This is a genomic window from Eggerthia catenaformis OT 569 = DSM 20559 (assembly GCF_000340375.1).
Taxonomy (GTDB): domain Bacteria; phylum Bacillota_I; class Bacilli_A; order Erysipelotrichales; family Coprobacillaceae; genus Eggerthia; species Eggerthia catenaformis.
The window spans coordinates 230,036-249,363 of the sequence record NZ_KB446646.1 but is presented as its reverse complement, the minus strand read 5'-3'; the positions used below and the strand labels follow the sequence as shown (position 1 = coordinate 249,363).

Genomic DNA, 19,328 nt, shown 5'->3' with positions numbered 1-19,328 from the left:
TATCTGTTATCTTATAATTCAGCGAAATATTTGATTGTTCTAACCATGTTAGAAGTGAATGAATTTTCGTTGTCATACCAAGATACTGTCTGAACTTCAGTATCACCATTTGGTAATGGGTTAACCATAGTCTGAGTTGCATCAAATAATGAACCATAAGTCATACCAACGATGTCAGAAGATACGATTTCATCTTCATTATAACCAAATGATTCATTAGCAGCAGCTTTCATAGCAGCATTGATCTGCTCAACAGTAACTGCACCCTTAACTACAGAAGTTAAGATAGTTGTAGAACCTGTAGGAACCGGTACTCTCTGTGCAGAACCAATTAATTTACCATTTAATTCAGGAATAACTAAACCAATAGCTTTTGCTGCACCGGTTGAGTTAGGAACAATATTAACTGCACCTGCTCTAGCTCTTCTTAAGTCACCTTTTCTCTGTGGTCCATCAAGAATCATCTGATCACCAGTGTAAGCATGAACTGTTAACATGATACCGCTCTGAATAGGAGCTAAATCATTTAATGCTTTAGCCATAGGAGCTAAGCAGTTAGTAGTACATGAAGCAGCTGAAATAACCTGATCATCTTTTGATAGTGTTTCATTATTAGTGTTAAATACAATAGTCTTTAAATCATTTCCTGCCGGAGCTGAAATAACAACTTTTTTAGCACCTGCTTTTACATGAGCCATAGCTTTTTCTTTTGAAGTATAGAAACCAGTACATTCTAATACTACATCTACACCTAATTCACCCCAAGGTAATTCTTCTGCATTTGGTTTAGCATAAATAGTGATTTCTTTACCATCAACCACAATTGAGCTTTCCTTAGCCTGTACTTTATCAGCTAATGCATATTTACCCTGTGAAGAATCATACTTTAATAAATGAGCTAACATCTTAGGAGATGTTAAATCATTGATAGCTACTACTTCGTAACCATCTGCACCAAACATTTGTCTGAATGCTAAACGACCAATACGGCCAAATCCATTAATTGCAACTTTTACTGCCATTTTATGACATTCCTCCTTCATTAATTTCTATCCTCATTATAAGTCAAGCCGTTTAATAAATCAATATTTTCACCTAGTCTTTATTTTTTTTTAAATATTTTTACAAACTCTAATATAATTTTTAACTAACTTTAGTCTTTATATGTTGATATAGCGTATTGTTTCAGACATTTTAGGCATTTTGTGTATCGAGAGATACTCACATGTTTTCTTAAATCTGCTTGTGTTTTTGCTTTGAAAGGTAGTAAAGAAGTAGTAAAACACCTCTCCACCAATCTGAAAACTTCCACCTGTACGCTGTCGAATGCGGATAAAATGAATATTGCATCCATTGAGAAGCATTTTTATTTTGCAGATTTTTGGCAAAAGGTGAATTTTCATTGTTATAGGGATTAAAAGATAAGTAGAATAGCAAACCTAAGGAAAGGGATCCCTTTTCCGTTTCCTATGAATCCCTACGGCATAAGCTAAAAATGGCTTGTTGGAAAGTGTCCCAAACCCTCTATAAAGCGGAAAGGAAATTCACCCTGAATAACAATGTGCAGATTAAATTCCCTGTGACGGAAGATGTATAACGTTGCTTTACAAACAACTATATACCCAACTTGTAATTTGTATATAATTATGTTATAATTATGTACAAAGGAGGCGGATATTATGCCACAAATCAGACCGATTACAGACTTAAGAAATACTACCGAAATTTCAGAGCTTTGTCACGCTAAGCATGAACCTCTTTTTATCACAAAAAACGGTTACGGAGATTTAGTTGTGATGAGTATTGAGACATATGAGAAAATACTTGAAACGGTACAGATAGATACTGCGATAAACGAAGCTGAAAAAGAGTTTGCCTCAGGCAGAGAACTGCTTGATGCAAGAGATGCTCTTTCGTCTTTGAGAAGAAAGCATTTTGGATAAATATATTGTAAAGCTCTATCCCCGTGCCTATCGGGATTTAGATGGAATCTATGCCTACATCGCAGGTAGTTTTTTAGAACCTATCACAGCTTCTAAAATGATTGACGAGCTGGAGAATACAATTTTCAGCCTGGAAAGTTCTCCGGAGCGTGGAGCAATTCGGCGTGTAGGTGCCTATGCAAATCAAGGATACAGACAGCTGTTTTATAAAAATTATACCATTATATATCGTGTACTGAAGGAAAAGAAAGAAGTGCATATCGTCACAGTGAGATATACACCGAGCAATTTCTAACAACTGAGTATCAAAGCAAAATAGACAGTCCGGAGCAGAACTATCTTTCCTGTTGAAAAGGATTGGTGATGAGGCAGCCGTGTTTACATTCTTTCATTTTTTATTTGTTACGCAGTTAAAGGATGATTTTGAAAGAAAAGGTATATTTGCCTCTACATCGTAACATGGTCATGAAAAAAGCGGTGTCTTTATGCTTCCTGTTAAGAAGCGAAAGATCACCGTTTTTATGATTTCCTATTGAATTTTGATCCCCACAACATACCTTGTAGTAAAATATCTTTATTCACAAAATTTTTTACAGTGCATCAAGTCTTTTTCCCAAAAAGTAGTAAATTCAATCTTCACTTTTGTTAATATCTTCTAATAAAAAAGACATGTTTCCATGTCTAATCATCATTATAAGAATCTTCAATAGTTGCATCATCCTCTTCTTCATCAGATTCTTCCTCTTCTTCTGTATAGATATCATTCATATCAATATGCACATCCTCAAACTTATGACGGCTTCTTAAATCCCAGCGATTTTCTCCTACTGTAATCATTCTGCCATCAAGAATCAGATTTGTATAAAATAATGACTGATTGTCTTCTTTTTCTTCCTCCGTAAAGTTCTTTCTTTCAGCTACTTGTTCCCATAATTCTTTGAATTCAATAGAATGATCAATTGATCCAATAATATCATAAGCAACATTAACCATTGATTCCTGTAAATATTCCATGTTCCCTCCTACATTTTTTCAGGTGCACTGACACCCAGTAATTCTAAAGCATTAGCTAAGGTTATTCGAGATGCTTCAACCAATGCTAATCTCTGTTCTGACAATTCTTTATTAGCTTCATCTAAAACATAACAGTCATTATAAAAAGCATGAAACAATTGTGCAAGTCTTTGAATATAATTTGCGATTTTATGTGGTGCTCTTAATCTGGCAGCATCATCAACCTCATTTCTAAACTCATTAATATGCTTTAATAACTCTATTTCTTTCATATTTCCTAACAGTTCATAATGAGTGCTGATTTCAAAGCCCTTCTCTTTTGCATTTTTTTCTACTGAACACATTCTCGCATGAGCATATTGTGCATAATAAACCGGATTCTCATTAGACTGTGATTTTGCTAATCCTAAATCAAATTCAAAAGGTGTATTTGCTGCTTTAGATACAAAGAAGTAACGAGTTGCATCAACACCAATTTCCTCTATCAAATCCTTGATTGTAACCGCATTTCCGGTACGTTTACTCATCTTAACGACTTCCCCGTTTTCAACCATCTGTACTAACTGCATAATATCAATATTCAACTGATTTTCATTATATCCTAATGCCTGCATGGCAGCTTTCATACGATTAATATAGCCATGATGATCAGCACCAAATAAATCCACCAAATAATCATAGCCCCGATCAAACTTATTCTTATGATAAGCAATATCAGGTGTAAAATAAGTATATGTACCATCCTTCTTAATCAGTACACGATCTTTATCATCTTTAAAATCTGTTGTTCTAAACCATAAGGCTCCTTCTTTTTCATAAAGATAACCTTTTTCCTTTAATAGATCAATGACAGGTTCAATCATATTTTCACTATAAAGTGAAGTCTCACTAAACCAGTAATCAAAATGAACTCTAAATTCTTTTAAGATATCCTTAATCTTCTGTAATTCATGTTCAGTCCCTAATTTTCTAAAGAAAGCAATAGCTTCATCTTCCTTAATAGCGACAAAACGATCACCATAGTCTTCCTTAACTTTTACTGCAATATCTTTAACATCAGCTCCAAAATAACCATCATCCGGCATATCTCTCTGAATACCGAATAAATCAAGATAACGGCTATATAACGATAAAGCCAGGTTAGTAATCTGTTTACCGGCATCATTAATATAATATTCAGCCGTTACATCATATCCTGCTTTTCTTAAGATACGTACAACCGCATCTCCAACAGCAGCTCCTTTCGCATGTCCTAAATGAAGATCACCGGTTGGATTAGCTGATACAAACTCTATATTATATTTAATTCCCTGACCTGTATCAGTAAAACCATAATTCTTTCCTTCATTAATAACTTCATCAATAATAGAAGTAAGAACATCCTGCTTCATAAAGAAATTAATAAATCCCGGTCCTGCGATTTCAATACGTTCAACATGTGCTTCCTCTAAATCAAAATTTTCTATTAAAGCATTCGCAATTTCTCTAGGATTTTTATGTAATAGTCTTGTCAGTTGCATTGCTATATTAGTCGAATAATCACCATGAGCTGTATCCTTAGGTATTTCTATTGTGATTTTATCTGCTTCAAAATCTTCTGCCAATGATGCTTTAAGTATAGCTTTTTTTAGAGATTCTTTAAGCATATTTTCCAGCTTATTTACTGCCATAAGTGCCTCCTGCATATTTATCTACAATACCTTATCATAATTTGATTTCAAGTCAATCATTTAAAATAAAAAAGTAATGAAATTGACATAATATATGAAAAATATTAAAGCAATGGAGCAAATAATCTTAAAACCGCTTCAATAAAGCCTTTAAAATATCTGGCTTTTTTCATGCTTACTCTCTGACTGATAGACTCTGTATATATAAAATCTTCTTTTATGTCTTTGATTGCTTTACTTTGATAAAGTAATATATTATTTTCAAAATGCAGATAAAGACTACGATAATCAAAATTAATTGTTCCTACAGTAGCTGCTTTATTGTCTACTAAAATAACTTTAGAATGCAAAAATCCCGGTGTATATTCATAGACTTCTATACCATCCATAATCAGACTATAATAATAAGATCTGGTAACTCTAAAAACTATCTTCTTATCCGGAATATGCGGAGTAAATATTTTAACTTTAATACCATTCCTTGATGCCAGCTTTAATGCTTTCATGAGAGTATCATCAATAATAAAATAAGGAGTCATAATCTTTATTTCCTTAGCTGCATGAGTAATCAGATTTAAATAAACATTCTCTCCTACTCCTTCATTATCCAACGGATCATCACCATAAGGAAGAACATAGCCGGTATATTCTTTAGTTATACAGTCAGACTTAAATATTAAAGGATTTTCAATAAGCTTAGGATGATAGGTATAGTAAGCTGATAAAAACATTGCGGTCAGACTCCACACAGCATCTCCCTCTATTCTTACACCGGCATCTTTCCAATGTCCAAAACGTTCTTTAGCATTAATATATTCATCAGCCAGATTAAATCCTCCAGAATAGCCTATATAGCCATCTATAACACATATTTTACGATGATCACGATGGTTCTGAGATACAGAAAATAATGGAACAAAGCGATTAAAAACAACATATTTAATCCCCCATTTTTCTAATTTCTGTTTAAAACGAAAAGGAATCGTAGAAATAGATCCGAAATCATCATATATGAATCTGACTTCTACACCCTCTTTTACTTTCTCTCTAAGTATCGCAAAAATAGAATCAAACATAATACCTTTTGATACAATAAAATACTCCATAAAAATAAAACGCTTGGCATTTCTCAAATCTTTTAGTAAATCATAATAACTATCATCACCTAAGGCATAATATTTAACATCAGTATTCTTATATATCGGAAAATGAAGGTTCTCTAAATACTCTAATGATATCAAATTTTTATTAATAATATTCTTTTTAACAGAATCATCACCTAATAGATACTGACTGACTTTCTTATTTCCTCTTCTGATCTTACGAGATAAAAAACGAGCAGCATTCTTATTTCCCATCATCAGATACATCAATCCGCCAATAGATGGAAATACTAAAACAATAATAATCCATCCTATTTTATAGTTCAGATTCTCCTCTTTATTAACCAGCCATAAAACGATCCCTAAAGAAAAAAGCGTAAACCCTGCATTAACATATTGATTAATATCAGTTAAATAAGTAAATAATATAAAAACATAAAACATCTGAATCACAATCAGTAAAAGATAAATATATAACTTAGATAAGAATACTTTTATTAATTTCATGAATGTATATCCTCAAACTTTACTAAAAGATATACTGTTGTGATTAAATGATTATCCTGATAAAGATCATAAATTAAATGAAGCTTATGATCATCCGCTTTCATATTTCTTATCTTACTGATCATTTCAATATTGCCATAAGGTGTCTGATAGCTATTAGCTATTTCTATATCTTTCTTAAAGTTCAGTTCTGAAGTCCCATGAACAAGTTTTACCTGATGCTCATTATAAGAAATATGAACCGGAGTTTCTTCAATATCAAAAGAGAGATGATGTAAGGACTCCTGATATTCATAATTTCCTATCCGGCAGTATTCTACTTTATTCTGATTCTGATTATTTTGAAAGATAGCTTTATAATGAATCTGCTTATTCATAATGTCCTCCAATAAAACCAGCAATCTCTTTAACATAGAAAACAATATGATCTCTTTTCGGTTTAGCATGGATAATTGCATTAACTATTTCTGACTGATCAGGAAGTGGAGAAATAGAGCCATCATCTAATAATATTTCTATTTCTGAAATATTGCTGACAGCATAATGCTTATAAGGAATCTGAATAGAGTCATCACTTAATACATAATAACGAGGGTCATAGCCATGTTCTAAAGATATTTTCTCTATATCACTGACATCATGTTCTGTTTCAATCGTACAGTATTTAAAAAGATGTCTGTTTATAAATCTCTGACAAAGATCACTTAAAATAGAATCCTCTTCATTACAGAATTCCTTAAAATAAAAGAGAACAGCCGCTTCATCTAAATACATATAATCACTAATACTGATTTTTTCTTTTTTTAAGAATGGAATAAGATGCTGAATATCTGTTTTAAAGATATATTCATTAGCAAGTAAATCTGCCAAGCGATTTGAAATGCTCTTCAGAACAAGTTCATAACTTTTAGCAGTTGGATGATAATAGACCTGCCAGTACATATGGTATCTTGCCAGGATATAGTTTTCTATTGCCTGTACCCCTGAATATTTAAAAACTATGCGATCATCCACAATTCTTAAAGTACGCAAAATTCTATCTTTATCAAACTCCCCATAAGTAACTCCTGAAAAATAGCTATCTCTCAACAGATAATCCATCCGATCAGCATCAAGCTGACTGGAAACCATTTGTACAAGTAACGGCTTCTTATGTCTATGTTCTATAATAGAAGCTACATCCTCCGGAAGATGTTTATCAACAGAAACGAGAATAGTATGTATTTCACTGTCTTCTTTAATGATTCTTACAGTCATTTCTTCATGATTTGTCTGCATAGCATCTTCAAAAGAATGTGAAAAAGGTCCATGACCTATATCATGAAGCAAACCGGCACATAAGACTGTCAATTTCTCATAATCTGTTAAATGTCCCTTAACCTCATCTAATTCAATCATATTTCTAATCATTTCATAGACTCCTAAACTATGAACAAAACGTGAATGTTCAGCAGTAGGAAAAACAATGGATGTACCTCCTAACTGTTTAATCCGTCTCAGTCTTTGGAATTCTTTAGTATTAATCAGATACCATATAGGAAGATATTCTACAGTTATATATCCATGAATAACATCTCTGAAAACTCTTGTTTCTTTCATTTTATATTTTTCTAAAGAAAACATTTTATCACATCCTTATATTTACTCTTTTATTATAGCACATCTTTGCATTATAATAATAAAAAAGGAGTATTACTATGCTTATTAATTCTATTTACGAAGCTTCAGACTTTATCTTATCATTATATGATAAACCTATTGATTTAGCTATTATTCTAGGATCAGGATTAGGAGAACTGGCTGACTCTATAGAAAATCCTCTTATCATACCCTACGAAAAAATTCCTCATTTCCCTATCTCTACCATAGAAGGGCATCAAGGTATTCTCTATATCGGATCTTTAGAAGGAAAAACCATTCTGGCAATGAAAGGACGTGTTCATTACTATGAAGGATATTCAATGGAAGAAATAACATTTCCTGTTCGTGTATTTAAAAGTCTTGGTATCAGTCAGATTATTCTTACTAATGCCTGTGGCGGAATAAGAGATGATTTAGATGCGGGTAGCATTGTCTTTCTTGAAGATCACTGTTCATTGTTTTGTCCTTCGCCATTAAGAGGTCCTAATCTTAATGAATTTGGTCCACGCTTTAAGGATATGTCAGAAGTTTATTCTAAAAGATTATTAAATATTGCTTATCAGGCAAGCAAAAACATTGATGTTCCCGTTTCATCCGGTATCTATGGCTATTACCCGGGTCCAATGTTTGAAACACCCGCTGATATTAGAGCCTATAAAGTTTTAGGATGTGATTTAGCCGGTATGTCAACAGTTCCTGAAGCCATTATAGCCAGACATTCAGATATGGAGATATTAGGCATATCCCTAGTTACTAATAAAGCGGCCGGATTATCTGATTCTCCGCTTAGTCATCAAGATGTTCAGAATGCCGCCGGCAAAGCATCAGTATCTTTACAAAAGCTGGTAAGAGAAATTATTAAGGATATGTAAAAAGAACGGTTAAATAACCGTTCTTTAATCTATCTTCTTTCTTAAGATAACCAGTCCTATTATAGAAATAATCATTAAAACAACTATTCCTGTTATAGATGTACGGTCAGCTGTATCAGCTCCTCTTCGACGATCTGTTTTAACAACATCTTTGATTGTTATTGTTACTGTTACTTTACCATCTTTAGTAATAACTTCTACTTTATGCTTACCGCTCTTTAACTGATCAAGATACTCCGCTTTTAATGTAATAATTGTAGATCCTGAAGCTAAAGTATAGTTATTCTTAGAAGTCTCTTTACCATCTACCAGCAGTTTAGTAAAGCTCTTTAATTCTGAATTTATTTTAATAATAACAGGTTTCCCTGACTTTTTAATATATGGATTATTACTAATATTTAATAATTTAGGTTTTACAGCTGTCTGAGGGTTTGTCTCTTCTTTATTAAGATGGCTTGCAGCCCAGTTCATAATATGAACAGTCTTAGAATTATAAGGATTATTATTTAATGTAAAAATCCAAGTCCAATGATCAGAATAATAAACTGTTTCTTTCTTATTGTCTAAATCATAGTCTTCTTCAACTTTAATTTTATTGGCTCCATTAACCGCTACTGTTTCATAAAGTGTCCAAAGATACTTCTGATCTTCCGTCTCTTTAGTCACAAAATCAGAATTATATTTCTGATCAGCTTTTGTAGTTTTAAGCTTTCTTCCTTTTGTCAGTATTTCAAACATTCTCTGTGAACAGTCTTTTGTTGCTACTGAAGAATCTGTTTCACCCTGTACAAGCCAGATAGCTGTTGGTGATTTTCTAAGTGATTCCAGTTCTTTATCAGTAGGTGTTTCTCCACCTCTTTGAGAAGCAACATCTAATGCCGGACAATTAATCATAGCCGCTTTAAAAAGAGATGGGTATTTAATCAGCATTCTTGTTGTCATATAACCGCCTGCTGAACATCCGGATACAATGAGCTTAGCCGGGTTAATCTTATTTTTCTTAATAACTTCCTGTATTTCTTTATAAGCTTTTTCTAATAAATGTTCTTTTTGAGCATAATACCATGTACTAGGTGCCTGAAATGCGATAACATGAGCATTCCCATAAATCCTCTGAGCTTCTTTTGAACTCCATGCTACTGTACCTCTATTTGCAAGCATCTGAGCAACATTATTATTAGTAAGCTGATATTCTTTTTTATTTCCGGAAACTTCTTTTTCAAAGTCACCTTCCCCATTTCCATGGAACCATACAATTAATGTATCATTAGTTCCTTTGTGATACTGATAATTAATATCTTTACCTGTCACACTAACAAACTTCTTTGTTTCCTCATCAATAACACCTTTTTCATTTAATGAGTACTTAGTACCTGCTTTAATCGGATCCAGCTCTCTTCCATCCGGTGCAGTTAAAGAAATATCTTTTTTCTGAGTAAAGGTATACTGTAATTGACCGGGATAATTCCTACCTTCAGATAGCCATGTTAAAGTGCCGCCATTACTTAAATCAAAGTATAAAATAACTTTTCCTGCTCTGGTTTCTGTTTTCACAATCTTACGTTCAATAGGGCTTGAGACTCCATGAGCATCTACATAGTATGGCTGATTCTTTTTCTTGCCAAATTGAATAATTGACTGTGTTTTAACAGTAAATGTCTCTAAATCCGCCTTTGGTCTAACATTGTCTCCATAATCAATTTCTGCTTTGCTGACAACCTGTCCCGCATCAGTAATAGTACCATAAAGCCGTACTTTATATTCTTTTTCTTCAGCCTGAACAGGTACAAAAAACATCATAACAGTCATCATTGCTGATAATACTACCGTAAATACTTTTTTCATTTTCCTTCTCCTCCATTTACTTATATTGTAATCGATTACATAAATAATTACAGCTAATTTCTAAATGAGAAACAAAAATATCCTATTTAAATTCTCTGTTGAAAACAAAACAATATAAAGTAATTCTTTTTCTCTTCACCTTACCCTGATAGTCTCTCTTTCCATCTGATTTTCTTATACTTTGATACTCTTCAAAGGTCTCATGCTTTAACCGTCTGCATATCATACACATATAAGTAATATTGCGTACCATCACTTTTTTATTTTTGTCATAATGACTTTTAATATCATATTCAAAGTACCGGTGATGGTGTCTTTTAAGTCCTTCCGACATAGAAACTCCTTTCATTTTTGTGCAAAATAAAAGCGACCTTTTCAGTCGCTTTCTTGATTGTTTTTCTTTTCATGCTCTTTTATTTTTATTTCAGCATATTTTTTGTACATTTCACATTCTTCTCTAAATTCTTTTAGTTCTTCTTCAGTCATTGTTTCTTCAATAGGTCTTAAGTCGATTATTGGTCCTTTTCTTTTCATCTTAATCCTCTCCTTTTGAAGAAATTATACAGCTTTTCATTCTTATTTTCCCATCAATTCTCCTAATATTCTAACACCTTTAATAATGTTTTCATCAGAAGGCGTAGAAAAATTCATTCTAAAACTATGACATGGCAGACTGTCATCAATATAGAAAGATGCTCCCGGTACAATCGCAACACGATGTTTTAATGCTTTCTGTACAAATTCATTTACATCAATATGATCAGGCATTGTTACCCAGATAAACATGCCTCCTTTAGGTCTTGTATATGTAACTCTCTGCTTGAATGCCTGATCCATTGTTTTAAGCATTAATTCACACTTTTTTTGATAAACTTCTCTTAAATACTTAAGATGCTTATCCATATCATAAGTTTCTAACAGTTTTGCAGATACTTTCTGTGCCCATAGATTAGTATGAACATCTGCTCCCTGTTTAGCAACCACCATTTTACCTACAATATCTTTTCTTCCGATACATACAGCAAGTCTCATGCCCGGTGCCATAATCTTAGAGAGACTTGCCGCATAAATTACCAGATCATCCTGATCTAATGATTTAATAGAAGGGATGGCTTGATCAGTAAATCTGATAGCACCATATGGATTATCCTCTAAAATAATAATCTGATATTTCTTTGCGAGTGCTAAAACCTGCCGTCTTACTTCTAAAGACATTGTTGTTCCCATAGGATTCTGAAAATTCGGTATAGTATAGAAAAACTTAGGTTTTGGAGAAGATGCAAAAGCCTCTTCTAATGCTTCTAAGTCCAACTGTTCATTTTTAAAGCCTACTCCCCTTAATAAAGCACCGTTTTCTTTAAAACAATTCAACGCCCCTAAAAAAGCAGGTTCTTCACTTACAATGATATCTCCTTCATTACATAAAGTCTTAGATAATAAATCCATAATCTGCTGAGATCCTGTTGCAGAAATAATCATATCATTATCTTTTGTAACCTGTTCATTTCGATTAAAGAAAATATTAGCCTGTTTTAAGAAATCAGAATCCCCCTCAGTAATACCATACTGTAAAACACTATAAGGATTCTCAGATAAAATCCTGTCTGATATCTCTCTAATTGCTTCTACAGGAAAGGTTTCCGGAGCAGGATTACCGCCGGCAAAAGATATAATATCAGGATTAGAAGTTGCTTTTAATATTTCTCTGATTGCTGATGCTTTAACACTCTGCATCTTTCTGGATATTAAATCATTCATATAACTGATTATCCTCCTTTGACTTATTAATAATAATCTTTACATCACCATTCACAATAGATTCTCCAAATTTTTTAATGCTTTCTAATACCTCATCATTAAAGATATTTTCCGGATCATTAATACCTTGATCCATCAGCATAACTATTGAAATCCATACCATAATAAAATAAGAATTAAAATGGTCTCCTCTTTCATATTGAGATAATTGCTGATGTGCCAGCCACCTTATAGATTTAATATTATTATTTACAAATTCATCTAACTCATGAATATAAGTATATCCCATATAATGCATTCTATGGATCAGTTTTGTCTGTGTCATAACACTTGTATCATCTTCAATTGTTAAGCCATATTCATTCTTAGCAGAATGAATAATATCTAATAAATCATTAGAACTATAGAGATATTTAATTAGTGAATTAATATTAATATCTGTTTTCAAGACTTTCTCAGTATGCACCAATCCTTTATTGTATTCATCTACAGCTTTAGAAATATTCACAAATTCCTCATCCACAAGTTCTAATGTTGCTGATAATCTGGTCAGTCTCCTTCTAATATCCCTAGGTATTTCATACTGAGACTTATAGCCTAACCCATGCTCTATTTCAGCCCATGAATGCTGTAAAACAGTACGTATCTGTAATTCAAATACTAAATTCTTATAATCAGAATATTCAATCATCTTACACCTTTCATCTGTAAACTTAATTAATAAATGCAATGAATTATAACCAAAATCTATTCTATCATCATAACTCTTTTTTCTTTTATCATTATATTCAGAGACATCAAAATTCTCTTTAACACATTTATAAAATCTGTCTATATCATTTTCAAATAATAAGATTACTCGGCATGCAACAACATCAGTGACATCTTTAATATCCTGATACTTATTTTTGATTTCGATTTTTCTTTTTAACGCTTCTTCAGATTTTATACGAATAGCCATATTTGATATTCTAAAATTATTCTTACTGACAATTCTTGTTAAGATATCATTAATATCATGGGTAAGATTTCGATACATTTCCTGATTATCATGATACTGCTGTAAAATTTTTTCAGTTACTCCTAGTAATTCCATTTTAACCATCCTTTGTTCTACTATAAAAGTATACCATAATTTTATAGATAAGTTCAAAAAAGAGAAAAGTTTTAAAAGTCATAAAATTATGTACCCTTCTAAGAAGGGTACATCTACACTATATTTCTACATAAATAGTAATAAATCGGCAATGAGATAATGGCTTAAGAATGATTTTATTTTCATTTATATAAATAGATTCTAGGATGTATACCTGTTATTTCTTCTTCTAAAAATATTATTCCGCCATTTAAAAACTTTGCATAGTTATAGATTTCTGTATGATAATTTTCTGAAATATAAGGCAAGATCATCTTCTTGTTAGCTTTTGATGCGAATCATCAAATGGATATAGAACATCTTTATGATATCTTTATTGAAATTGTTAATAATGTTAAGCTGCAGCAGAATCTTCTATATGCAGAAAATTATAGTCAATTTATGAATATCCTTGCTAGAGATATTAAAAACAGATAATTTCTTCTAATCTGGATATCTTTAAAAGAATAAGATATCGCTTCTATTGCCCGAGAAGCTTACTTATATTGTATAGAAAAATCTATTAATAACAGCTGCTATTCTTTAGGACTAATTTCTAAAATACTATATCGCTATATCAATTTTTCATCTTATTATCCCTATTCAGGCTTATGTTTTCCTTTAAATCTTCAAGGGAGCCTTTTTCCCAATTGAATTTCTCTTCATATCTTATTTAATAAATAGTTTTACAATGTTTTTAATAATAAAAAAAGAATTCAATTACTGAATTCTTTAAAATTATCTTTTTTTCTTTTAACAGGTGACTGTTTTTTAGGCTTAGACTGCTTTATAGGCTGTACTTTTGGCTTTTTAACTTTTTTTACAGGAGCTTGTATAATAGGTTCTTTAGAAATAATTGCTTCCATTATTTCTTCCATCTCTGTTTTTGTTTCTGTACGATAAATAAAGACATGATCACTCATAGCCTGGGCTAATGAAGCGGGAACATCTGTTTCTAATACCAGCTGTTTATGAAAACGCAGTCTTACTTCCTGATCGGTTAAGGCATATGTTTTTTCTTTTCTTCTTCCTGCATAAGCAACATAATATTTTCTTTCGATATCATAGTAGCAAGTATTAAATAAGATCATATCAGCCCATATAGTATAAACATCTACATCATAACAGAAGTTCATCATTTCCGGAATATAAGCCCCCGGGGCTCTCATATTAACTTCCAGACCTACCAGATCTCCTTTTTTACCTAAATAATCTTTATCTTCTTTTAATCTGATAAATTCAAAATGAAAGAAACGTGCTTTTGTTTTAAAAGCCTTAACTGTTTTTAAGCCTATTTTATAAATATCTGTTGATTCATTAACCGGCTGTGAATAAAAAGTAGATTCCAGACGTTCATTGACCATATCCATAACCGCATCACACATAACATGTGAAGTAGAAATCATAATATTTCCTGAATAATCAGTTATACCTTCAAATGTTTCTACTCTTCCGGGTATATAATCTTCTACAATATACTGAATATCCGAATTTTTATGATTATAAAGTTCTTCCAATTCTTTTAAGTCTTTAATCTTGTATGTTTCACTGGCTCCCATACCATTATCCGGTTTGACTATTACCGGATATCCTACTTCTTTAATAAGATCTAAAGCAGCTTCTAAGCTATTAAAGTAACAGTATTTTGCGACCGGTATACCGGCACTTTTATAGATATCTTTCATCTTTGATTTATGTCTTAAGATCTTCATATCCCGAGTATGAGGTCCTGTTTTAATATTATAATCTTCTCTTAAAGCAGCTTCCAGTTCAAGCCAATACTCATTTTCTGATTCTATCCAGCTTATTCTTCCATATTTAGCTGTAAAGAAAGCAACTGCCTTATATACAGAATCATAATCTTCTAATGAAGGAAGATAATAGTATTCTGTCAATGAATCTTTTGTTTGCTGAGAGATCATTCCATAAGGTGTATCTCCGATGCCTAATACATGAGCTCCTCGTTCTTTAAGTCTTTCACAGAAATTATAATAATAAGATGGAAACTGTGGAGAAATAAATATTACATTCATAGTCATTCACCTATACTACTCTTTCTAAGAAATATGGAAACTGTACTCTCCACCAAGGCCAATCATGAGCAACATCATAACCCCAAAAATCTATCCATGCCGGAATATTCTTTGCTTCTAATAACTGCTTCATGCGTGATGTTGAACGAATCATATCATTTTCCCATGCTCCCTGACCACAGCATAAAACAATACGACATCTTCTGTACATATCTACATAAGGATGATCTTCACTCATACCATCAATATATTCAATAGGACTATTTCGATAAGTAATATCATTATGAAAATCATGAAAGAATAAATCACTGTCATAATATCCTGACAATGCGATACATCCTTTAAAAATATCCGGTCTTCTAAACAGGAAGTTAGCAGCATGAGATGCTCCCATAGAACATCCCGTTGTCCAGATACCATCTGCTTTACCTTCAAACCTTGCATTAATTTCAAATATTCTTGGAACAAATTCATCTACAATATAATAGTAATACTGTTCAATCATATAAGTACGATGACCATAATCATAGCCATGCCCTTCACTCCATCCTTCTTTATCTATGGAATCACAACAAAACAGCTGTACCCTTCCGGCATCTATCAGATGAGCTACAGTCTTAATCATTCCATTATTTTCAAAATCATAGAATCTTCCATCCTGCGACGGAAAAACCAGAATAGGCTGCCCGCCTGTTCCGTAAACCTTAAATTCCATATCTCTTTCTAAACATTTACTATACTCTTTAAAATATTCTACCTGCATATTGACTATCCTCCTTGAAATATATCACTCACAAACTGTTCTAATTCTTTCTTTGTTTCAAAAACAGCCGTATAACTATAGTTACCCATATCATCACTTAAGATATCCGGCATTCTTTCATTCATAACCATCTGTTTACTATATTTATTCATAATATCCTGATGACTATATTTATACAAGACTCCATCTCTTCGCCCACAATAGATACAATGATACTTTCTATCTATCTTTATATCAGAAGAGCCCTTAACAACCATATCTGCATAAATTTCATAGACATTTGTATTGCATGCATAATTCATCATATCCGGAGTATAAGCACCGGGCATTCTCATATTAACTTCAATACCTGCCAATTCTCCTTTTTTAGCAAGACCCGGCTTATCTTTTGTCAATCTAAAGAATTCCATATGAAAACATCTTCCATTAACAGGAAATGCCTTAACCGCCGCTCTTCCATAAGCCTTTAAATCTTCCGGTATTTCCCTTTGAGAATAATAATACATACTCTTCCCATTATTAGCTACATCCATAATAGGATTAGGAAAAACATGAGATGTTTCAAACATTACCTGATGATCTCTTGAAGCAATTCCATCATAAGATTCAATAACCCCTTCAATAAATTCTTCTATAATATATTGAGTCTGATGTTCTAAAGCATAGAATGCTTCTAATTCCTTCTGATTATTAATCTTATGCGTATCCTGAGCACCCATTCCGTTATCAGGTTTAATAATTAAAGGATAACCGACTTCTTCAGCAAATTTTAAAGTATTTTCTAATGTATCCATTAAATGATAACGAGCAGTAGGAATCCCGGCCTCTTTATAATAAGCTTTCATTAAAGACTTTCGTTTGACATTCTCTATTATATCATTTTTAAATCCGGTTGTAATATTAAAATCAGTACGCAGTCTAGCATCCTGCTCTATCCAATATTCATTATTAGATTCCAGCCAATCGATCTTACCATACTTAAAAGTAAAATAACCGACAGCTCTTACCATCTGATCATAATCTTCCATTGAGCGAACATAATAATACTCATGAACAGATGCTTTTACTTCATTACTAAGATAATCATAAGGTGTATCCCCAATAGCTAAAACATTTACACCTTTATTTTGCAGCTGCTCGCAAAACTGATAATAGGTTTTAGGAAAACCCGGTGAAATAAAAACAAAATTCATAATCATTCCCCCCCTTTTAATAGAGCAATTATAACATAAATTTAAATAATTGATAGTTATTTAGTAAAATTCTATAAAATCAGTTATTTTGTCCCAATTTAGAAAATATTAATATATATTTATTAAAAACATTACAAATAACTCTAAAGTTTTCACTTGATTCAATATTAATGCATAATAGGCATTTTAATAATAATTTCTGTTCCTTGATGCTCTTTAGTGAATATTTCAATTGTTCCCTGATAATAGGCAACAATATGCTTAACAATAGCTAATCCTAATCCGGTTCCACCTTTTGTTCTTGAACGACCCTTATCAACACGATAAAATCTTTCAAAAACTCTATCTTTAGAATCCTCCGGTATTCCAATTCCGGTATCTTTCACAGATAATATCATCATATTCTTCTCCCTATAACAAGATACTATAACTGTTCCCTGCTTGATATTATACTTAATAGCATTGCTGACCAGATTAGAAATAAGTGTTGTAATCTGCTGAGTATTTCCATAATAAATAATATCCTCTGAATGATCTATTAATTCTATCCGATCTTCTAAAGTTAATCCTTCATAATCCTTTAAAATACCACTGATAATAGCTTTCATATGTAAAGGTATCTTTTCCACTGCTATATCATGATTATCTAAACGTGAAAGCATTAATATATCATTAATCAGATTCGCCATATTAGTAACCTGAACTTGTATCTTTGATAGTATTTCTTTTTCCTTATTATGATCTTTTATGACTCCGGCTGATAAGAGTTCACTATACCCTCTAATAGATGTAAGAGGTGTTTTTAATTCATGAGATGCACTTGAAAAGAACTCTTCTCGTATCTTTGCTGCTGTTCTGGCAGCTGTAATGTCTACAAAGAATAACGCTTTACCAAAGGGAAGCTTCGATATATAGACTCTATATATCAAACCTTTTATCCTTAATTCTATACGTTCATATTCTTCTTTACTGTCAATTGCTTTTATTAATACATCATCCCGGATATGTTCCTGGATGGATTCTTTTTCTTTAAGAGGACCTAGTATTGAAATAGCGGATCTGTTAATAGATAGAATCATGTTCTTTTCATCTAATAGAATGAATCCTTCATTCATTTGCTTTATAATCGCATCTACTTTAGCTTGTCCTAATTGTACAGCTCTATTTGCTTTTCTTAATCTATGTGAGAGATTCTTTATTGTTTCAACAATAGTATTATATTCTTCATAATCATACTGTTTTAACGAAAAACGATAATCATCACTCATATTCTCCAGACTTTCGGAAATTTCATATAATGGCTGTGATACTCTTTGCGACAGTAATCTGGCAAGAATATATGAAAGAACAAAAGAAACAATTGTACTAATTAAAAAAGCAGGCATAATCGCAGGCCAGTATTCTGCAATCCCCTGATAAACAACGGCTATTCTTAAAATATATCCATTATTATAATAAGCTGTATAAAGCATTTGTTCATTGGTTGTATCCGACTTTCTGATAGAACTTCCAAAATGTTTTTTACTCTTCAAACATTTTTTTATTTCTTCTCTGGAACTATGATTTTCTGAAATATATTTTTTATAAGTATCAGCTAATACCTTCCCCTCTTTTGAAATAATAGATAATCTTGTATTTTTTGAATAAGTCAGTGGATTAATCCGGCTAATCTGCTTATTAAGATCTTTTGTATAATCAATCGAATAATCAGCTAATTTTAATGTATACAGCATTTGCTGTTCAGTTTCTGAAAGATACTGTCTGGAAATAAGAATTAAATCCAGAATCGTAGTTAATGTGAGAGAAATAATCAGCAAAGTAATAAAATGACGAAGGATAATCTTTTTCATA

At 32.0% G+C, this 19,328-nt stretch carries 18 protein-coding genes; 4 read left to right on the top strand and 14 right to left on the bottom strand.

The window, feature by feature from the left end:
* Window positions 1-11: 11 nt before the first annotated feature.
* Entirely contained in the window at window positions 12-1,022 is a 1,011-nt protein-coding gene (gene gap / locus HMPREF9943_RS01170) for a type I glyceraldehyde-3-phosphate dehydrogenase (protein WP_004801264.1), read from the bottom strand.
* A 657-nt stretch (window positions 1,023-1,679) separates the two neighbouring features.
* Between gap and HMPREF9943_RS01165 the strand changes: the two genes are divergently transcribed.
* Together HMPREF9943_RS01165 and HMPREF9943_RS01160 are read left to right on the top strand one after the other, a co-directional pair.
* Window positions 1,680-1,943: a type II toxin-antitoxin system Phd/YefM family antitoxin gene (locus HMPREF9943_RS01165; RefSeq protein ID WP_004801262.1), complete on the top strand. Its 264-nt coding sequence runs from the start codon at window positions 1,680-1,682 to the stop codon at window positions 1,941-1,943.
* Window positions 1,936-2,238, top strand: a complete 303-nt coding sequence (locus HMPREF9943_RS01160; RefSeq protein WP_004801261.1) for a type II toxin-antitoxin system RelE/ParE family toxin — start codon at window positions 1,936-1,938, stop codon at window positions 2,236-2,238. Before HMPREF9943_RS01165 ends, HMPREF9943_RS01160 begins: the two co-directional genes overlap by 8 nt.
* Window positions 2,239-2,624: 386 nt before the next feature.
* Here the strand turns inward: HMPREF9943_RS01160 and rpoE are convergent, their stop codons facing one another.
* The 5 genes from rpoE to HMPREF9943_RS01135 form a co-directional block, all read right to left on the bottom strand.
* Entirely contained in the window at window positions 2,625-2,957 is a 333-nt protein-coding gene (rpoE, locus tag HMPREF9943_RS01155) for a DNA-directed RNA polymerase subunit delta (RefSeq protein ID WP_004801258.1), read from the bottom strand.
* An 8-nt stretch (window positions 2,958-2,965) separates the two neighbouring features.
* Entirely contained in the window at window positions 2,966-4,627 is a 1,662-nt protein-coding gene (gene argS, locus HMPREF9943_RS01150) for an arginine--tRNA ligase (protein WP_004801257.1), read from the bottom strand.
* Between the two features lie 104 nt (window positions 4,628-4,731).
* A complete protein-coding gene (gene cls / locus HMPREF9943_RS01145; RefSeq protein WP_004801254.1) occupies window positions 4,732-6,237 on the bottom strand; it encodes a cardiolipin synthase in 1,506 nt (501 codons plus the stop codon).
* Window positions 6,234-6,614: a DUF1934 family protein gene (locus HMPREF9943_RS01140; protein WP_004801252.1), complete on the bottom strand. Its 381-nt coding sequence runs from the start codon at window positions 6,612-6,614 to the stop codon at window positions 6,234-6,236. The genes cls and HMPREF9943_RS01140 overlap by 4 nt, the downstream gene beginning before the upstream one ends.
* Window positions 6,607-7,860, bottom strand: coding sequence for an HD domain-containing protein (locus HMPREF9943_RS01135; RefSeq protein ID WP_004801250.1), 1,254 nt, complete (start codon window positions 7,858-7,860; stop codon window positions 6,607-6,609). The genes HMPREF9943_RS01140 and HMPREF9943_RS01135 overlap by 8 nt, the downstream gene beginning before the upstream one ends.
* Before the next feature lie 74 nt (window positions 7,861-7,934).
* Here HMPREF9943_RS01135 and HMPREF9943_RS01130 point away from each other — a divergent pair, with 74 nt between their 5' ends.
* The gene (locus HMPREF9943_RS01130; RefSeq protein ID WP_004801247.1) at window positions 7,935-8,750 is read left to right on the top strand and encodes a purine-nucleoside phosphorylase; all 816 of its coding nucleotides are present in this window, start codon (window positions 7,935-7,937) and stop codon (window positions 8,748-8,750) included.
* Between the two features lie 24 nt (window positions 8,751-8,774).
* Here the strand turns inward: HMPREF9943_RS01130 and HMPREF9943_RS01125 are convergent, their stop codons facing one another.
* From HMPREF9943_RS01125 to HMPREF9943_RS01110, 4 genes are all read right to left on the bottom strand, one after another.
* The gene (locus HMPREF9943_RS01125) at window positions 8,775-10,595 is read right to left on the bottom strand and encodes a prolyl oligopeptidase family serine peptidase (protein WP_004801245.1); all 1,821 of its coding nucleotides are present in this window, start codon (window positions 10,593-10,595) and stop codon (window positions 8,775-8,777) included.
* A gap of 375 nt (window positions 10,596-10,970) precedes the next feature.
* Complete coding sequence (locus HMPREF9943_RS10030; RefSeq protein ID WP_004801240.1) at window positions 10,971-11,129, bottom strand: hypothetical protein; 159 nt, start codon at window positions 11,127-11,129, stop codon at window positions 10,971-10,973.
* A 42-nt stretch (window positions 11,130-11,171) separates the two neighbouring features.
* The gene (locus HMPREF9943_RS01115) at window positions 11,172-12,353 is read right to left on the bottom strand and encodes an aminotransferase-like domain-containing protein (RefSeq protein ID WP_004801238.1); all 1,182 of its coding nucleotides are present in this window, start codon (window positions 12,351-12,353) and stop codon (window positions 11,172-11,174) included.
* On the bottom strand, window positions 12,346-13,449 hold the full coding sequence (locus HMPREF9943_RS01110; RefSeq protein ID WP_004801237.1) for a GTP pyrophosphokinase: 1,104 nt from the start codon (window positions 13,447-13,449) through the stop codon (window positions 12,346-12,348). The genes HMPREF9943_RS01115 and HMPREF9943_RS01110 overlap by 8 nt, the downstream gene beginning before the upstream one ends.
* Before the next feature lie 345 nt (window positions 13,450-13,794).
* On the opposite strand from HMPREF9943_RS01110, the gene HMPREF9943_RS10335 reads away from it, so the two are divergent.
* Window positions 13,795-13,926, top strand: coding sequence for a hypothetical protein (locus HMPREF9943_RS10335; RefSeq protein ID WP_274517952.1), 132 nt, complete (start codon window positions 13,795-13,797; stop codon window positions 13,924-13,926).
* A gap of 278 nt (window positions 13,927-14,204) precedes the next feature.
* Here the strand turns inward: HMPREF9943_RS10335 and HMPREF9943_RS01105 are convergent, their stop codons facing one another.
* The 4 genes from HMPREF9943_RS01105 to HMPREF9943_RS01090 all read right to left on the bottom strand — a co-directional run bounded on the left by HMPREF9943_RS01105 (window position 14,205) and on the right by HMPREF9943_RS01090 (window position 19,327).
* The gene (locus tag HMPREF9943_RS01105; protein ID WP_004801235.1) at window positions 14,205-15,521 is read right to left on the bottom strand and encodes an ATP-grasp domain-containing protein; all 1,317 of its coding nucleotides are present in this window, start codon (window positions 15,519-15,521) and stop codon (window positions 14,205-14,207) included.
* Between the two features lie 10 nt (window positions 15,522-15,531).
* Window positions 15,532-16,284 (bottom strand): esterase family protein, encoded by a 753-nt coding sequence (locus HMPREF9943_RS01100; RefSeq protein ID WP_004801233.1) that lies wholly within the window; start codon window positions 16,282-16,284, stop codon window positions 15,532-15,534.
* A 5-nt stretch (window positions 16,285-16,289) separates the two neighbouring features.
* Window positions 16,290-17,477 (bottom strand): ATP-grasp domain-containing protein, encoded by a 1,188-nt coding sequence (locus HMPREF9943_RS01095; protein ID WP_004801230.1) that lies wholly within the window; start codon window positions 17,475-17,477, stop codon window positions 16,290-16,292.
* 167 nt (window positions 17,478-17,644) lie between these two features.
* On the bottom strand, window positions 17,645-19,327 hold the full coding sequence (locus HMPREF9943_RS01090) for a sensor histidine kinase (RefSeq protein WP_004801229.1): 1,683 nt from the start codon (window positions 19,325-19,327) through the stop codon (window positions 17,645-17,647).
* Between the last annotated feature and the right edge of the window lies 1 nt (window position 19,328).

What these genes read in the sequence shown, in the direction of transcription:
- HMPREF9943_RS01135 (WP_004801250.1), bottom strand. Translation starts at nt 7,860, where the DNA reads ATGTTTTCTTTAGAAAAATATAAAATGAAAGAAACAAGAGTTTTCAGA.
- HMPREF9943_RS01125 (WP_004801245.1), bottom strand. Translation starts at nt 10,595, where the DNA reads ATGAAAAAAGTATTTACGGTAGTATTATCAGCAATGATGACTGTTATG.
- HMPREF9943_RS10030 (WP_004801240.1), bottom strand. Translation starts at nt 11,129, where the DNA reads ATGAAAAGAAAAGGACCAATAATCGACTTAAGACCTATTGAAGAAACA.
- HMPREF9943_RS01095 (WP_004801230.1), bottom strand. Translation starts at nt 17,477, where the DNA reads ATGAATTTTGTTTTTATTTCACCGGGTTTTCCTAAAACCTATTATCAG.
- argS (WP_004801257.1), bottom strand. Translation starts at nt 4,627, where the DNA reads ATGGCAGTAAATAAGCTGGAAAATATGCTTAAAGAATCTCTAAAAAAA.
- HMPREF9943_RS01115 (WP_004801238.1), bottom strand. Translation starts at nt 12,353, where the DNA reads ATGAATGATTTAATATCCAGAAAGATGCAGAGTGTTAAAGCATCAGCA.
- HMPREF9943_RS01165 (WP_004801262.1), top strand. Translation starts at nt 1,680, where the DNA reads ATGCCACAAATCAGACCGATTACAGACTTAAGAAATACTACCGAAATT.
- HMPREF9943_RS01140 (WP_004801252.1), bottom strand. Translation starts at nt 6,614, where the DNA reads ATGAATAAGCAGATTCATTATAAAGCTATCTTTCAAAATAATCAGAAT.
- rpoE (WP_004801258.1), bottom strand. Translation starts at nt 2,957, where the DNA reads ATGGAATATTTACAGGAATCAATGGTTAATGTTGCTTATGATATTATT.
- HMPREF9943_RS01130 (WP_004801247.1), top strand. Translation starts at nt 7,935, where the DNA reads ATGCTTATTAATTCTATTTACGAAGCTTCAGACTTTATCTTATCATTA.
- HMPREF9943_RS01105 (WP_004801235.1), bottom strand. Translation starts at nt 15,521, where the DNA reads ATGAATGTAATATTTATTTCTCCACAGTTTCCATCTTATTATTATAAT.
- cls (WP_004801254.1), bottom strand. Translation starts at nt 6,237, where the DNA reads ATGAAATTAATAAAAGTATTCTTATCTAAGTTATATATTTATCTTTTA.
- HMPREF9943_RS01110 (WP_004801237.1), bottom strand. Translation starts at nt 13,449, where the DNA reads ATGGAATTACTAGGAGTAACTGAAAAAATTTTACAGCAGTATCATGAT.
- gap (WP_004801264.1), bottom strand. Translation starts at nt 1,022, where the DNA reads ATGGCAGTAAAAGTTGCAATTAATGGATTTGGCCGTATTGGTCGTTTA.
- HMPREF9943_RS01100 (WP_004801233.1), bottom strand. Translation starts at nt 16,284, where the DNA reads ATGCAGGTAGAATATTTTAAAGAGTATAGTAAATGTTTAGAAAGAGAT.
- HMPREF9943_RS01090 (WP_004801229.1), bottom strand. Translation starts at nt 19,327, where the DNA reads ATGAAAAAGATTATCCTTCGTCATTTTATTACTTTGCTGATTATTTCT.
- HMPREF9943_RS10335 (WP_274517952.1), top strand. Translation starts at nt 13,795, where the DNA reads ATGGATATAGAACATCTTTATGATATCTTTATTGAAATTGTTAATAAT.